12 protein-coding genes are annotated in these 14,588 nt (G+C 60.5%); 7 read left to right on the plus strand and 5 right to left on the minus strand.

Annotated elements, in window-relative coordinates; genetic code table 11:
• Positions 1-2 precede the first annotated feature (2 nt).
• The 4 genes from GNF76_RS00300 (at position 3) to GNF76_RS00315 (ending at position 4,992) form a co-directional block, all read left to right on the plus strand.
• Positions 3-302: a hypothetical protein gene (locus tag GNF76_RS00300; protein WP_155581201.1), complete on the plus strand. Its 300-nt coding sequence runs from the start codon at positions 3-5 to the stop codon at positions 300-302.
• Positions 299-1,273 (plus strand): CobW family GTP-binding protein, encoded by a 975-nt coding sequence (locus GNF76_RS00305; protein WP_155581202.1) that lies wholly within the window; start codon positions 299-301, stop codon positions 1,271-1,273. Before GNF76_RS00300 ends, GNF76_RS00305 begins: the two co-directional genes overlap by 4 nt.
• Positions 1,270-2,442 carry an ABC transporter substrate-binding protein gene (locus tag GNF76_RS00310; RefSeq protein ID WP_155581203.1) on the plus strand — a complete coding sequence of 391 codons (1,173 nt, stop codon included), beginning with the start codon at positions 1,270-1,272 and terminating at the stop codon, positions 2,440-2,442. Before GNF76_RS00305 ends, GNF76_RS00310 begins: the two co-directional genes overlap by 4 nt.
• Before the next feature lie 195 nt (positions 2,443-2,637).
• Positions 2,638-4,992: a putative bifunctional diguanylate cyclase/phosphodiesterase gene (locus GNF76_RS00315; protein WP_155581204.1), complete on the plus strand. Its 2,355-nt coding sequence runs from the start codon at positions 2,638-2,640 to the stop codon at positions 4,990-4,992.
• Positions 4,993-5,007: 15 nt separating this feature from the next.
• On the opposite strand, the gene GNF76_RS00320 is transcribed toward GNF76_RS00315, so the two are convergent.
• The 3 genes from GNF76_RS00320 to GNF76_RS00330 form a co-directional block, all read right to left on the minus strand.
• A complete protein-coding gene (locus tag GNF76_RS00320) occupies positions 5,008-5,865 on the minus strand; it encodes a 2OG-Fe(II) oxygenase (RefSeq protein ID WP_155581205.1) in 858 nt (285 codons plus the stop codon).
• 174 nt (positions 5,866-6,039) lie between these two features.
• Complete coding sequence (locus GNF76_RS00325; RefSeq protein ID WP_155581206.1) at positions 6,040-8,451, minus strand: glucose/quinate/shikimate family membrane-bound PQQ-dependent dehydrogenase; 2,412 nt, start codon at positions 8,449-8,451, stop codon at positions 6,040-6,042.
• A gap of 424 nt (positions 8,452-8,875) precedes the next feature.
• The gene (locus tag GNF76_RS00330; RefSeq protein WP_155581207.1) at positions 8,876-10,906 is read right to left on the minus strand and encodes a TonB-dependent receptor; all 2,031 of its coding nucleotides are present in this window, start codon (positions 10,904-10,906) and stop codon (positions 8,876-8,878) included.
• Between the two features lie 305 nt (positions 10,907-11,211).
• Here GNF76_RS00330 and GNF76_RS00335 point away from each other — a divergent pair, with 305 nt between their 5' ends.
• Both GNF76_RS00335 and GNF76_RS00340 read left to right on the plus strand, forming a co-directional pair.
• On the plus strand, positions 11,212-11,445 hold the full coding sequence (locus tag GNF76_RS00335; protein WP_155581208.1) for a VF530 family protein: 234 nt from the start codon (positions 11,212-11,214) through the stop codon (positions 11,443-11,445).
• A gap of 4 nt (positions 11,446-11,449) precedes the next feature.
• Complete coding sequence (locus GNF76_RS00340) at positions 11,450-12,076, plus strand: Pr6Pr family membrane protein (protein WP_155581209.1); 627 nt, start codon at positions 11,450-11,452, stop codon at positions 12,074-12,076.
• A 93-nt stretch (positions 12,077-12,169) separates the two neighbouring features.
• Here the strand turns inward: GNF76_RS00340 and GNF76_RS00345 are convergent, their stop codons facing one another.
• Positions 12,170-12,946 (minus strand): siderophore-interacting protein, encoded by a 777-nt coding sequence (locus GNF76_RS00345; protein WP_155581210.1) that lies wholly within the window; start codon positions 12,944-12,946, stop codon positions 12,170-12,172.
• Entirely contained in the window at positions 12,943-13,515 is a 573-nt protein-coding gene (locus tag GNF76_RS00350) for a PadR family transcriptional regulator (protein ID WP_155581211.1), read from the minus strand. The genes GNF76_RS00345 and GNF76_RS00350 overlap by 4 nt, the downstream gene beginning before the upstream one ends.
• Positions 13,516-14,034: 519 nt before the next feature.
• On the opposite strand from GNF76_RS00350, the gene GNF76_RS00355 reads away from it, so the two are divergent.
• On the plus strand, positions 14,035-14,532 hold the full coding sequence (locus GNF76_RS00355; RefSeq protein ID WP_155581212.1) for a CS1 type fimbrial major subunit: 498 nt from the start codon (positions 14,035-14,037) through the stop codon (positions 14,530-14,532).
• The last annotated feature ends 56 nt before the right edge of the window (positions 14,533-14,588 follow it).

The raw sequence follows: 14,588 nt of genomic DNA on the forward strand, positions 1-14,588 counted from the left end.
GCATGTGTGGACTCTGCGGACTGTTGGGCGAAGATGTGCACTGGAGCGATCCTTTAGGCGATGAGTTGCCCCGTCGCCGTGAGCGCCTGCGCCGGATCGCCGCGATCAATCAGGTGCTGGCGGTGTTCCGGCTCAAGGTCGAGGACTTCCAGGGTGCGTCCTATCTGCTGTTGGGTGCCACCGGCAAGCAGGAACTCGCCAGCGGCCTGGATCAGCTATGGCGGGCAGCGGAAACCATGCTCGGGCGACCCTTGGATCCGCTGGACCCGGCACTGCTCGATCAGCTGGAGCAACCCTCATGAGCATCGCCCTCAACGTTATCACCGGCTTCCTCGGCAGCGGCAAGACCACCTTGCTCAAGCGCCTGCTGCAGGGCGAAAGCCTGGGCGATACCGCGCTGCTGATCAATGAATTCGGCGACGTCGGCATCGACCATTTGCTGGTGGAAGAGGTGGCGCCGGACACGGTGCTGCTGCCCAGCGGTTGTGTCTGCTGTTCCATTCGCGGCGAGTTGAAAGACGCTTTGCTCGGCCTGCTGCAACGTCGCGCCCGGGGTGAGATTCCTGCCTTCAAACGGGTGATTCTGGAAACCACCGGTCTGGCGGACCCGGCACCGATCCTTGCCACCTTGAACAACGACGTGCAACTGCGTGGGCGCTTTCATATCGGCTTGGTGATCACGTTAGTGGATGCCAGCCATGCGGCACTGCAAGAACGCCTGCACCCGGAGTGGCTGGCGCAAGTGGCGGCGGCGGATCGCCTGCTGTTGAGCAAGACCGATCGGGTAGAGGACTGCGAGCCGCTGCGCGAGCATTTGCGGGCGCTGAACGCCGGCACGCCGATCCTCAACACCCATGAAATCCTCAGCGGCGATCAACTGCTGCTGGGGGAAGGCCTGCGCAGTGCCGAGCCCGCCGCCGAAGTGAGCCGCTGGAAACTCCATCAAACCACCGCCGTCACCCACGGCGCAGCGCAAGTCTGCTGCCTGACCTTCGACCAGCCCCTGGATTGGGTCGGCTTCGGGGTCTGGCTGTCGATGCTGCTAAGATGCCATGGCGAACGTATTCTTCGCGTCAAAGGACTGCTCAATGTGAACGCCAGCCACGCTCCCATCGTCATTCATGGCGTGCAACACTGCCTGCATGCCCCCGTCCACTTGCCTGCCTGGCCGGGTACCGATCGGCAGTCGCGTCTGGTGTTTATCTTGCGGGGCCTTGACCCGGCGTTGCTGCGCCGCTCCTTTGATGTGTTCTCTCGTAGGTTCAACCCATGATTACGTTGCGTGTGCTCGGTACGTCGGTGACTTTGCTTGAGTGTTTGCGGGTACGCGCCGAGCAGGAGCTGGGGATTCGCCTGGTCTATCAGGTGCACGACGTCGAAAAGGCCCAGCGCATTGCGGTGATGCAGCCCGAAAGCTACGACCTGTACGACCAGTGGTTTCACAACGTCGACTTCGTGTGGCCGGCGCGGGCGATCCAGCCCATCGACACTCGGCGCATTGCCCTGTGGGATGAAATCAATGACCTGCCCAAGCGGGGGCGTTTGTCCGCCAACGATCGCTTGGGCGGGGGCAGCGTGCCCAGTGAGCGTTTGTTCGTGCAACACGATGGCAGCCTCGGCAGCACCGTCACTGGCCGCATCAGCATGTTGCCCCTGACCCATAACGCTGACAGTTTTGCCTATCGTCCCGAGCGGTTACCCGATGGTTTCAGCCCGGCCAACGAAAGTTGGGGCTGGCTGCTGGATCCTGCCTGGAGTGCGCGTACTGCGTTGCAGAGCGATGCGGCCATCGGTGCCCTCGATGCGGCGCTGGCAGTGCAGGGCGCCGGGTTGGCCCGCTTCAAGGATATCGGCAACATGAGCATCGAAGAGATCGATGTGCTGGCCGACATCCTGGTGCGCAAACAGAAGGAAGGGCACTTTGCGGCGTTCTGGTCCGATGACGAAGAAGCGGCGCAATTGATGCTCAGCCCCAACGTCGATATCCAGAGTCTGTGGTCGCCGACGTTGATGCGCCTGCACCGCGCCGGGGTCAAATACCGTTTGGCGGTACCTCGGGAAGGTTATCGCGCCTGGTTCGGCGGCCTGTCCCTGTCGCGTCATGCCAAGGGCCGGGTGCTGGATGCGGCCTACGCCTATCTCAACTGGTGGCTGTCCGGTTGGCCGGGCGCGGTGATGGCCCGCCAGGGTTACTACATCGGCAACCCGGCCCGCACCCGCGACCACTTGAGCAGCGCCGAATGGGATTACTGGTACGCAGGCAAGCCGGCCCGCGAGGAACTGCCGGGCAGCGACGGGCTGCCATTGATCGATATCGGCGAAGTGCGTGACGGCGGTTCCTACGAACAGCGCATGGGCCATATCGCGGTGTGGAACTCGGTGATGGACGAGCACAACTACCTGGTGCGGCGTTGGGGCGACTTCATGCGGGCAAGAGGTTAGGCAGCCCAAAAAAATACCGCCATTTTAATGACAGTCGGCATCCCGGTTTTATTGCGTGTGCTTCTGCTCATCCAAGGCTAATCTGGAAAATCCAAGTGCCCTTCCTGGAAGGGCATTTTTTTGACGCCGGGTTCAGTTGTTGCGAGGGACGCAGATGACCAAGGGATGTTTCGGCTCATTGAAAAGGGGATGGGCATGAAGTGGCGCCATACCTTCCAGGCACGGATTGCCGGTGTGCTGGCGCTGTTGCTGCTGGTGGTAGTGGGCGCGGTGTACTTCGCGATGAAGACCGCTACTTACCATGCCGTGGAAAACCAGGCGCAGGTGCAATTGGAAACCGGCAGCCGGGTGTTCGAGCGGCTGTTGGATTTGCGCGGCCGACGCCTGCGATATGGCCTGGACTGGCTGACGGTGGACTCGCAGTTTCGCCGGGCCGTCGCGGGTGGCCAAGCGGCGCCGATTCTCGCCGCGCTGCGTCGGCATGGCACGGGCATTCGCGCCAGTGAGGTGTTTGTCCTGGGCCTTGATGGCCGGGTGATTGCCAGCACCTTGTCCGCCGTCCCTCAGGACCGAACCTTCGCCTACACCGATGCCTTGCGCCAGGCTCGGCGTAGTGGTTTGCAGATGTTGATTGTGACCCTCGACGGCCATCCCTTCCTGCTGGTGCAGGATGAAGTCCTCGACCCGCAACCGATCGCCCGGGTGGTGATGGGGTTTCGCATGGACGATATTTTCGCCAGCGAATTGCGCACCATGAGTAACCTCGAAGTGTCGTTCATGAGCCAGCAGGACCAGCAGCCGGGCGAACTGTTCAGCACCCAGCCCCATGCGTACTGGGAGGCGATCATTGGTGCGATGCAGGGCTCGTTGCACCGTTCTGCGCAAAACTCGACGGCGCAAATGAGCGTCCTGGGCGGCCAGCGCTTTCTCAACCAGGCCCTGCAGCTGGCCAACACCGATGACCGTGATCGCAACCCGGTGCTGGTGTTGTTGCAAAGCCCCCTGGACCGCTCACTGCAATCCTTCGCGCCCCTTGATGGGCAGTTTCTCGGCATCGCTCTGGCGGCATTGGTGGTGTCGTCGGTGGGTGTGTTGTTCATGGCGCGGCGGGTCTCGCGTCCGCTCAATACGCTGGTGCGGGCCGCCGAGCGTATTGGTGCCGGTGATTACCGCACGCCGGTAGTGGTGCGCCGTCGGGATGAGTTCGGCCTGCTGGCCCACGCGTTTAATGCCATGCAAAGCGGCATTGCAGTGCGCGAACGGCAATTGGCCCATAACGCCTTGCACGATCCACTCACCGGGCTGCCCAACCGCGCCCTGGCCATGGAGCGCCTGGGCAGTGCGATCAGCGCCGGTCGACCGGTGGTGTTGCTGTATCTGGGGATTGAAAACTACCGGGTGATCAACGAAGGCTTTGGCCCCCAAGGTGTGGAAGAGATGCTGCGCGAGGCCAGTCGTTGTTTGTTGAGCAGCTTGTCGGCCAGCGACACCGCGGCGCGGATCACCGGCACTGAGTTTTTGCTGCTGCTGGAAAACACCCAGATCGACCGCGCCGTGGCCCGGGCCGATCGCTTGTATGGGCTGCTGACGGAACCGCTGCGTATTGGCGGTGATGAACTCAGGCATGAAGTGAGCATGGGTATCGCCGCCTATCCTGCTGATGGGCAGCAGGTCGAAGAGTTGATCAGCCGCGCCTCCATTGCTCGCCATGATGCTGCGGTGCTGCCCGGCTATTTGCAGATTTATCAACAGGACCGTGACCTGGCCCATCAGCGTCAGATCACTCTGATCCGTGATCTGCGCCGGGCAGCGGTGGAGAACGAATTGTTCCTGTGTTACCAGCCCAAGCTCGACCTGCACCACGGCCACGTGCGTCAGGCCGAGGCATTGTTGCGTTGGCAACACCCGACGCTGGGCCTGGTCTCGCCGTCCGAATTCATTCCCTTGGCTGAACGCACTGGCAGTATTGGCAGCTTGACCCAATGGGTGATCGAGGAAGCCATCCGCCAATTGGCCGAGTGGGATGTGCGGGGGTGGCAGGTGCAACTGTCGGTGAACATCTCGGTGGATGACCTGAGCGATGACAGCCTGGCCATTCGTGTTACCGAATTGCTGGCGCAGTACGGCGTATCGGCGGAGCAGTTGGTGTTTGAAATCACCGAGAGCGCAATCATGCACAACCCGCAGCAGGCCCTGCGTGTGCTGGAGCAACTGCGCGGCTGTGGCATCAGCCTGTCGGTGGACGACTTTGGCACCGGCTACTCATCCCTCGCGCAACTTCAGCGCCTGCCGGTGCAGGAATTGAAGATCGACAAGTCCTTTGTGCGCAACCTCGACAGCACCAGCGGCGATGGTGTGATCGTGCGCTCCACGATTGAAATGAGCCACAACCTGGGGCTCAAGGTGGTGGCGGAGGGCGTGGAGTTCGAGCACAGCCTGAAACTGCTGAAGCTGTGGAAGTGCGACACCGCCCAGGGCTACCTGATCAGTCGGCCATTGAATGCCATGGCGTTCGAGATGTGGATGCGCCGTGAGCGGGCGCCGGTGTGAAGCGTTGATCAGTGTTCAGCACCAGAACTGAAATGGCTGCCCGGTCACGTAGCCAATAAAGGACTGAATACTGATGCGTTTGCCTGACTCAAACCCGCAAATGGCGTGAGGACGACGGGTGTTCATGATGATCAGCTCATTTTTCTGCGGGACCATACGCAAGGGTTCGAGCAACCGTTCCTGCGGAAGATTTTCGCCTTCAAACTGTTCGATTTCAGCGAAGGAAAAGGGTTCGGTGTCCCAGATGCGCAGTTCTCCACCCGAGGGCGGGGTTTGCAGATAAATATTGGCGCTGAACTGTTGCTCCAGTGGGACGATGCCTTGAGGCAAGCAATCGACATGGGGCGTGGTTTCTGAAAGGTGTGCCGTTTCTGGAAACATGGCGCGAATAATCCCCGCGTACATCGGTTGGCCTTCAAAGGCCGCAATCGCCGCACCCGCCGGCCAATGGGCGTTGAATTCGCCGATCAGTGTCTGAATGGGCGTGCGCCGAGGTGCGCAAAGGCCTTCCATCAAGCGCTGCATATGCAGGGCGTCACCGTAGTATTTCTGCCGGGCGCCGTCCTCTGATGCCTTGCCGTACGTGCTGTTGAACGGAGTCCCCCAGCGATGGACGCCGTAGAAGTGCTGCACGACTTGCCCCTCTTCATACACTTCGTGGGTATAGGGGCGTAGCTGGGTGCTGGAGTCGATGTGTTGATTCAAGGCCGAGGCGATCGTTTCGTCACAGTAGTTCGGAATGCGAATGGCCAGCACCTCACCGTCGATGAGTTGCTGCAGGCTGTGTCGACTGAGTTTTTCCAGGGTCAGGATTCTGCTGTCGATGGCGGGAGCAGGAGTGTTTTTGCGGGGGGCACGATCCAGAGTGTGCATGTGGCGATCCTTTGCTGTTCGATACGAAGGGCAGCAGTAGAGCAGTCTGGATTCACTTTATTCGGGACGGGCTCGGCTTTTTTTCGGCAATGACCCCGGTATGGGGGACAGGGCAATGGGCAAAAAAAAGCGGCTACCGTCCGGTAGCCGCTTCTTCTGACTGCTGGCGATGAGTTAATCCGGCAGTTTGAACGCCATCACGTAGTCACCCTGTTTGGTGCCCAGGGAACCGTGACCGCCGGCCATGACCAGCACGTATTGCTTGCCGTCCTTGCCGGTGTAGGTCATCGGTGTGGTTTGAGCGCCTGCTGGCAGGCGACCTTCCCACAACTGCTTGCCGTTTTTCACGTCATAGGCGCGCAGGTACTGGTCGAGGGTACCGCTGAGGAAGGACACACCACCGGCGGTGGTGAAGGTCCCGCCCAGGCTTGGCACGCCCATGGTCAGAGGGATTGGAACCGGCGAGCTGTCACGCACGGTACCGTTTTTGTGCATCCAGATGGTCTTGTGGTTGGTCAGGTCGACCGCTGCCACATAACCCCAGGCCGGTGCCTGGCACGGCAGGCCCAGTGGCGAGAGCATCGCTTCAAGGATTACGCCGTACGGGGTGCCTTTGTTTGGCTGCACACCTTCGGTTTCGCTGACGCGCGGGCCTTGCTCGGCAATTTTTTCCGCCGGGATCAGCTTGGACTTGAACGCCATGTAGCTTGGGTTGACGAAGGCGATCTGGCGTACCGGATCCACCGAAATGCCGCCCCAGTCGAACACACCAAAGTTGCCTGGATAAACGATCGAGCCTTGCAGCGATGGCGGGGTAAACGGGCCGTCGTAGCGCAGGGACTTGAAGTCGATCCGGCAGAGCATCTGGTCGAACGGGGTCACGCCCCACATGTCACGTTCCTTGAGGGGCGGTGGCATCAGGTTGAGGTCGGACTTGGGCTGGGTAGGCGAAGTGTGGTCGCCGGCTACCGCGCCTTGCGGCACAGGGATTTCATTGATCGGTACAACCGGTTGGCCGGTAGCGCGATCCAGCACGTAGATGCTGCCTTGCTTGGTCGATGCCATGACCGCTTGCTTCACGCCTTCAGCCGTCTTGATGTCGACCAGCGAAGGCTGGCCGCCCACGTCCATGTCCCACAGGTCATGGTGCGTGAACTGGTAGTACCAGCGCACGTGGCCGGTGTTGATGTCCAGCGCGGTCAGGCCGGCGCTGTATTTTTCCGACTCGGGGGTACGCAGGCCACCGAACTGGTCAGGGGTCTGGTTGCCCATCGGCAGGTAGAGCATGCCGAGTTTTTCGTCGACGGCGAACATCGACCACATGTTGGGCGAGTTGCGGGTGTAGGTCTTGCCCGCCGCGATTGGCGTGGTGTCTTCAGGGTTGCCGCTGTCCCAGTTCCACACCAGTTTGCCGGTGTGTACGTCGAACGCACGGATCACGCCGCTGGGTTCGTCGGTGGAGACGTTGTCGGTCACGTGACCGCCGATGACCACCAGGTTCTTGGTGACGGCGGGTGGCGAGGTGGAGTAGTAGCCACCTGGCGCGAAGGTGCCGATGTTGGCGCCCAGGTCGACCTGGCCTTTGTCACCGAAGTCTTCGCACATCTTGCCAGTGTCGGCGTTCAGGGCGATCAGACGGGTGTCGGCGGTTGGCAGGAAGATCCGGCGTGGGCAGGCGTTGGCGGCCGGTGCAGCGGCGTCGGTGGCCGGGCTTTGCTCGGTGGCGGCGTAGGCGGCGTCATCGTGATACGACACGCCACGGCAGGTCATGTGCGCCCAACCCTTGAAGTTCGCGGCTTTTTGCGTCGAGAGCTTCGGATCGAAACGCCAGATTTCCTTGCCGGTGTCCGGGTCAAGGGCAATCACCTGGCTGTGAGGCGTACACACGTAGAGCATGCCGTTGACTTTCAGCGGGGTGTTTTCCGCGGTGGTTTCACCAGGGTCGCCAGGGCCAGGCAAGTCGCCGGTGCGATAGGTCCACGCCGGTACCAGCGTGTGGGCGTTTTCCGGGGTGATCTGCGCCAGGGGCGAATAACGGTCACCGAAAGCCGAGCGACCGTAGGAGTTCCAGTCGCCATCGGGCTGGGCCGGAGCGGCGTTGGTCATGCCCGGGACCGCGTCGCGGTCGAGCTGGCCTTTGATTTCACCCGGAGTGGTGAACTGGCTGGCCACGGCGGCGGCACCGGCCAGAACCACGGCCACGCTCAGCGCGCCAGTGCCCAGCGGCGCGGATTGGCCACGCAGTAACGGACGGCGGAACCATGGGAGCAGCATGACGATGCCGAGGGCGAACAACAGGGCCAGGCGTGGCACCAACTGCCACCAGTCCAGGCCGACTTCCCACAAGGCCCAGACGGTGCTGGCAAACAGCACCACTGCATACAGGCCCAGCGCCGCACGGCGCGTGGCCAGCAGCAGGACACCGGTCAAGGTGATGCCGATACCGGCCAGCAGGTAGTACAGCGACCCGCCGAGCATGCTCAGCTTGATCCCCCCGGCCAGCAAGGCCAGGCCCATAATCAGCAGCAAGATCCCCAGCAGCCTGGGCAGCAGGCGGCTTGGGCTTGAAGCACCATCAGTGCTCATAGTGTTGTTCTCCGTGACGTTTAATGTAGTCCCGCGCTTGTTCACTGTAGATGACGATCTGGCGCGGGCTTGGTTCAGCTGCAAAAGTGTTGTTTTTTCTCGGCGCCACCGTCGATGGGTAGGCCGCTCATTGGCTATGGGCCACTACTGTTGTAAAGACAGCGCTGTCTAAGGAGCGAAAAGTAGAGGCCAAGGCTTGAGCATGCTGGTCGGAGACGAGTTGGGGGTGAAACGTTTCAGGTTATTACTGACAAGGATAAAGCCACTTGTCGGGGAGAGAAAGGGGCATTCGCAAGATGGATCGTTTCGTATTTGGTAATAGTGCGAGGGGGCTCGCGATAGCGCTGTAGCTGCTGCCGAGGCACGAGGCTTTGAGGGCGGTCCTGCGGACACGCATCGCAGCCTCGTGCCTCGGCAGCGAAGGTCAGAAGGTAGTACGCAACCCGAACTCCACACTGCGCCCCGGCGCCGGTGCGATATCCCGCAGGATCGAGCTGGCATACCGCACGGTCTGGTTGGTCAGGTTCTCACCGTTGACGAAAGCCAGCCACTGGCTGCCACCGACGTTGAAACGGTAGCCGGCACTGGCGCCCAGGGTGGTGTAGCCGTTGGTGCCGCTTTCGTTATCGGGCACGCGGCCTTGGCCTGCCGCGTGTTCGATGTCGATACGCGCCTGCCAGCGGTCCAGTTCCCACAACAGGCCACTGTTCAAGCGCAGCGGAGCGATGCGCGGCAAGGCTTCGCCGGTGTCCAGGTTGGTGGCGCGGGTGTAGTCGCCTGACAGTTCCAGGGCGAACTTACCGTAGGCGCCTTCGCCCAGCTTCCAGTGATCCTGGGCTTCAAAGCCGGCGAACCGGGCACGCACGCCGGAGTATTTGTATTCAGGGTGGCCACCCGCGTCCTCTTCGCCCTCGTCATTCAAGGTCCTACCGCTACCCAGCAGGCCGATATAGTTGGAGAAACGGCTGTAGAACACGCCGAAGCTGCCCTTGTGGGTGCCGTTGTCGAAGCGCAGGGCCAGGTCGCTGGACACTGCTTTTTCCTTCGACAGATTGGCGTCGCCCACTTCATAGGTGCCGGTGGCGACGTGAGCGCCGTTGGCGTACAGCTCGTAGAAGGTCGGGGCGCGTTCGGTGTAGCCCAGGGTCGCGGCCAGGGACCAGATCGGCGTCAGGGTATAAACCGCTCCGGACGACAGGCTGCCGGCGGTGAAGGTGTTGGACTTGTCGGCATTGGCGAAGCGCGCGTTGCCCTTGGCGTCCGGGTCGACGGTGGTGTGTTCCAGGCGCCCGCCCAGGCTCAGTTTCAGGCGTTCGGTGGCTTGCATTTCTTCGAGGATAAACAGCGCGCCGGCATTGGTGTCGGTCTTCGGTACGAAGGCTTCTTCACCCAGCGCGGAAAACTCATTGCGGGTCACTTGGGCGCCCACTACGCCGTCGAACGGCCCCAGTGGCTGATGCCGCGCTTCAATACGGGCTTCATAGCCCTTGTTCTTGAACGTGGTACCGGTCTCGCCACCTTCGATTTCCCGGTGCTCGTAGTCGGTGTAGCCAGCGTCGAGTTTCACCGAGGTGAAGGGGCCTTGCAGGTTACGGATCTCGGACGCGAAGGCGTAGTGATCCTGCTTCATGCGAATCCGCACGTCCTGCTCAGCGGGTGAGCCGTAGTTGCTGTCGTAGTTGCTGTAGGACAGACCGGCGTAACCGTCATCCCAGGTGTAGGAACCGCCGACTGCGCCACCGTCCTGTCGGCCATCGCTGTTTCCCAGGCGACCGCGCTTGCCGTCGCCATTTTCGCTTTCAGGGGCGTGACGACTGCGGGCGAAGCCAGGGATTTTCAGGTCGTTGAATTCCCGGGCATTGGCGTCCAGGTGCAACGCAAACGTGCCGTTGCCGGCTTCCAGTTTGCCGGCGCTGCTGCGGGTGGTTGCGGCGCCACCGTAACGCAGTTCACCGGCGCCATGGATGCCTTCGATAGCCTCGGTGGGGATACGGTTATCGAAGGTATTGACCACCCCACCGATGGCACTGCCGCCGTAAAGCAGGGCGGCCGGACCACGGACGATTTCGATGCGGTCAACATTGACCGGGTCCAGCGGTACGGCATGGTCATAAGACAGCGACGAGGCATCCAGCGCCCCCACGCCATTGCGCAGGATGCGAATGCGGTCGCCGTCCTGGCCACGGATGATCGGGCGGCTGGCGCCCGGGCCGAAGTAGGACGACGACACACCCGGCTGCTTGTTCAGGGTTTCGCCGAGGCTGCCTTTTTGTTGCAGGGTCAGGTCATCGCCTTCCAGCACGGTGGTCGGCGAGGCGAGCTGCTGGCTGCCCAGCGGATTGCCGGTGATCACTTGAGGTTGCAATTCCAGCGCGTGAGCCTGGGCGCTGATCAGCAGGGCGGCGGCCAACGGGGTGAGGCGCCATAGCAGTGGACGAGAAGGGCAGAGGGACATCGGTCATTCCTTGGGTGGCGCACGCAGGGGCGCCCTGAGTCAAAAAGAGAAGGCTGAAAACGGTAACGGAACGATACCTGTGATAACTGTTGTTACAATATAACATCTCTTTTTTGTCTTGGAAGAGGAACTTTTCCCAAAATCCTGTAGCCGATGCCGAGGTTCTGCTACGCAGCCCCTCGCAGCCTCGCAGCCTCGTACCTCGGCAGCGGCTACAGGGCTATAGTGAAGGCATTGCTTCCACCCGCTGGGTCCCTCGGCTAAGGTGCGCGGCTTATTCTTCATTTTTGGCATAAAGGCTTGGCATGACCGCACAGAAAAACGACCCTTTGCACGGCGTCACCCTGGAACAAGTGCTCACCGCACTGGTGGCTCACTACCAATGGGAAGGGCTGGCCGAGCGCATCAACATTCGCTGTTTTTCCAGCGACCCGAGCATCAAGTCGAGCCTGTCATTCTTGCGCAAGACGCCATGGGCGCGGGAAAAAGTCGAAGGGTTGTACGTCAAGCTGATGCGCACCAAACGTCCCCAGGACTGATGGCATGAGGGCGTATGTTGCGGTAGCCGCGCTGGCCGGTTGGGCAGGGCTGGTGATTCAGCAGTACCTGATTTTCCAGTCGCGCTGGAGCGCAGATGCCAGTTTGCTGGGCGGCCTGGTGAGTTTTTTCAGTTTCTTCACGGTGCTCACCAATACCCTGGCGGTCGTGGTGCTGAGCTACGCACTGGTGAATCGTCCTTGCGCCGGGCGACAGTTTTTCCTGCAGCCGGCGGTCAGCAGTGGGATTGCCGTGAGTATGCTGGTCGTGGGCCTGGCCTACAGCCTATTGCTGCGGCATTTGTGGCATCCCGAAGGCTTTCAGTTTGTGGCTGACGAGTTACTGCACGACGTGATGCCGCTGCTGTTTCTCGGCTATTGGTGGTTCTGCGTACCCAAAGGCACCCTGCGCCTCAAACACGTTGGCCTGTGGGTGATTTATCCGCTGGTGTACTTCGCCTATGTGCTGCTGCGCGGGCATTTGCTGGGGCAGTATCAGTACCCGTTCATCAATGTGGATAACCTGGGTTATGCACAGGTGTTCGTGAATGCCGGGGGGATATTGGTGGGGTTTGTGGTGATTGCCTTGGCGATAACCGGGTTGGACAGAATCGCCAGATCACCGCAGGGTTAATGTGGGAGCGGGCTTGCTCGCGAAGGCGGTGGATCAGCTTGCACATGTATCAACTGACACACTGCCTTCGCGAGCAAGCCCGCTCCCACACTTTTACTCCTCGTCGCTGCCGTCCGCACGCCAGTAGCCAACCGCCTTGACGAACTCTTCATTCAGCCTGTGCGTATCCAACAATACCCGCCGAACCTGGCGTGACAGCTTGGTCTCGGTGGCGACCCAGGCATACAGCGAACCACCCGGTACGTTTAGTTTCTGAACGGTGGTGAGCAAGTCATCCACACCCCGCAGTACCCAGATCACCTCAACCTGCGCCGTACTCTCCAGCGTCTGTTTTTCTGCCGCATCCGCCACTTCAATCACCGCGAGCACTTTGCGTCCGGCCGGCAACTCTTCCAGGCGCCGCGCGATGGCGGGCAAGGCGGTTTCATCGCCGATCAGCAGATAACTGTCGAAGATATCCGGCACGATCATCGAGCCACGAGGCCCGCCGATGTACAGGTGTTGGCCGACAGCGGCCTGTTCGGCCCATGTCGAGGCTGGGCCGTCGCCGTGGAGCACGAAGTCGATGTCCAGTTCGCCGATATCGAGGTCAAACCGGCGTGGCGTGTAATCGCGCATCGCCGGTTGCGGGCCATCGCCCCTGATGTTGAACGTCGGGCTTTCCAGCGCGGCGTGTTCGGCGGCGTTCTGCGGGAACAGCAGTTTGATGTGGTCATCGCTGCCCAGGCTGATAAACCCGGCCAGTTGCTCGCCGCCCAGGGTGATGCGGCGCATGCGTGGCGTGATGTCGACTACACGCAGCACGTCCAGGCGACGGCGCTTGATTTCATGCATGACGCGGTGGATTTCCAACTTATTGGATTCACTCATTGGGCTTGCTCCGATGAAGATTGCACGGCAGGGCCGTCGACAATGGCTTTGGCGGTGTTATTGAGCAGCTCGCTGACTCGCCGGATTTCTTCCGGGCTCCAGCGCCCGTGGTGCAGTTGCAGGGCATGGCGCAGGTTGTGCACCGCCTCGTGGATTTCCGGAGGGCGGTCATGGCCGCGCAGCGAACGCTTGCTGACGTCGATGCGCATGCGCACGCCGTCCAGGGCAATGGCTTGTTCGTTTAAGAAGAGACGACCGGCGTCGGTGATTGTGTAGCGTTTTTTTCCACCTTCGGCGTCGCCGGTGATCAATTCGCTTTCTTCAAGAAAGGTCAGGGTGGGGTAGATCACCCCGGGGCTGGGGCTGTAGGCGCCGTCGAACAGGCCTTCGATCTGGCGGATCAGGTCGTAGCCGTGGCACGGTTGCTCGGCGATCAGTGCCAGTAACAGCAGTTTTAAATCACCGGGGGCAAACACCCGTGGGCCACGGCCGCCGCGTTCGCGGCCAGGGCGTTTTTCGAAGCCGTCGCGGCCGTCACCGTGTTCTCGGTGGGAATGATGGTCTCTCATTGTCGTGCTCTCTGTGCTTGGTTTAGACATAACTTAAGATATATCTTAATGCTGTGACAAGACAAGGCGACCAGCGGTCATGCGCGCAGGCGGACCGATAAAACGCCGTACCGATTACTTGAAGTTAATCACCGCCATCGAAATTAAGAACTATTGTTAGAGTGAAAGCTCGAATTAATAATAAATACTATTCTTCATGTTTTTTATTAGGTGCGTGGTACTGTTCTTACGGAATGTTCAACTAACTGGTTGGATTTTTATTTGTGTAGTCCATATCTTACGGACAGTTTTAAAGTTTTGGCAAAAGGCCATAATTTTCTCTCAAGGCCAGCATTTATGGGCTACATAAATGTGAGAACAAACTGGCATATCTGTTTTTTCAATTAGCGGATTATTGCTGTGGCGTTGCACTCGATTAGTTTCGGCGCAACGGCCCTCATTGTGTGTTGGTTTTAACCCTGTATTTAAAAACCAACGCTCAATGAGTTATTCCGCTCTCCAAAAAAACAGGAAATGACCATGTTCAAGAAGTTTGCAATTGCTGCTCCCCTGGCTGTTATGGCCCTGAGTTCCTCTGTAGCGTTTGCAGCGGGTGAGGCCAACCACACCGTCAACATCACAGCGAGTATCCCAACCACGGTATTCCACGCCCAGCCACGCGATCCCAACTTCGGTCGGGATGAGGCCATGAGCTACAACCTGGTGAGTGGCGAGCTGGCACCGTTGAGCGCCATCTACGACCTGAAGAACACCAACGGCTCGGTTCACGCTTACATCGAAGGTGGTCCGGCGGTGTTGTTCAACGGTAACGTGGCTCAAAACATCCCACTGACCACCACCCTGCATGGCGTCACCCTGACCGGTGCGCCAACCGAAGTGGTGAACGAAGCTGATTCCACCCCAGGTGTCGGGGCGGAATTGCGCATCACGGCTGCCAAGCCTACGGCCACCCAGCGTGGCGCGTACACCTCAGCTGTGGCGCTGGTGTTTGACGCGGTGCTGCCAACACCACGTTGATGGTGTGAGTGCCCGTGGGGCATTTGCGTCCGGGCATTTGCGTTCAGGCCGGCTGA

This window comes from Pseudomonas spelaei (assembly GCF_009724245.1).
Taxonomy (GTDB): Bacteria; Pseudomonadota; Gammaproteobacteria; order Pseudomonadales; family Pseudomonadaceae; genus Aquipseudomonas; species Aquipseudomonas spelaei.

Coding starts and splice junctions, on each gene's coding strand:
- GNF76_RS00300 (WP_155581201.1), top strand. CDS start 3: ATGTGTGGACTCTGCGGACTGTTGGGCGAAGATGTGCACTGGAGCGAT.
- GNF76_RS00305 (WP_155581202.1), top strand. CDS start 299: ATGAGCATCGCCCTCAACGTTATCACCGGCTTCCTCGGCAGCGGCAAG.
- GNF76_RS00310 (WP_155581203.1), top strand. CDS start 1,270: ATGATTACGTTGCGTGTGCTCGGTACGTCGGTGACTTTGCTTGAGTGT.
- GNF76_RS00315 (WP_155581204.1), top strand. CDS start 2,638: ATGAAGTGGCGCCATACCTTCCAGGCACGGATTGCCGGTGTGCTGGCG.
- GNF76_RS00320 (WP_155581205.1), bottom strand. CDS start 5,865: ATGCACACTCTGGATCGTGCCCCCCGCAAAAACACTCCTGCTCCCGCC.
- GNF76_RS00325 (WP_155581206.1), bottom strand. CDS start 8,451: ATGAGCACTGATGGTGCTTCAAGCCCAAGCCGCCTGCTGCCCAGGCTG.
- GNF76_RS00330 (WP_155581207.1), bottom strand. CDS start 10,906: ATGTCCCTCTGCCCTTCTCGTCCACTGCTATGGCGCCTCACCCCGTTG.
- GNF76_RS00335 (WP_155581208.1), top strand. CDS start 11,212: ATGACCGCACAGAAAAACGACCCTTTGCACGGCGTCACCCTGGAACAA.
- GNF76_RS00340 (WP_155581209.1), top strand. CDS start 11,450: ATGAGGGCGTATGTTGCGGTAGCCGCGCTGGCCGGTTGGGCAGGGCTG.
- GNF76_RS00345 (WP_155581210.1), bottom strand. CDS start 12,946: ATGAGTGAATCCAATAAGTTGGAAATCCACCGCGTCATGCATGAAATC.
- GNF76_RS00350 (WP_155581211.1), bottom strand. CDS start 13,515: ATGAGAGACCATCATTCCCACCGAGAACACGGTGACGGCCGCGACGGC.
- GNF76_RS00355 (WP_155581212.1), top strand. CDS start 14,035: ATGTTCAAGAAGTTTGCAATTGCTGCTCCCCTGGCTGTTATGGCCCTG.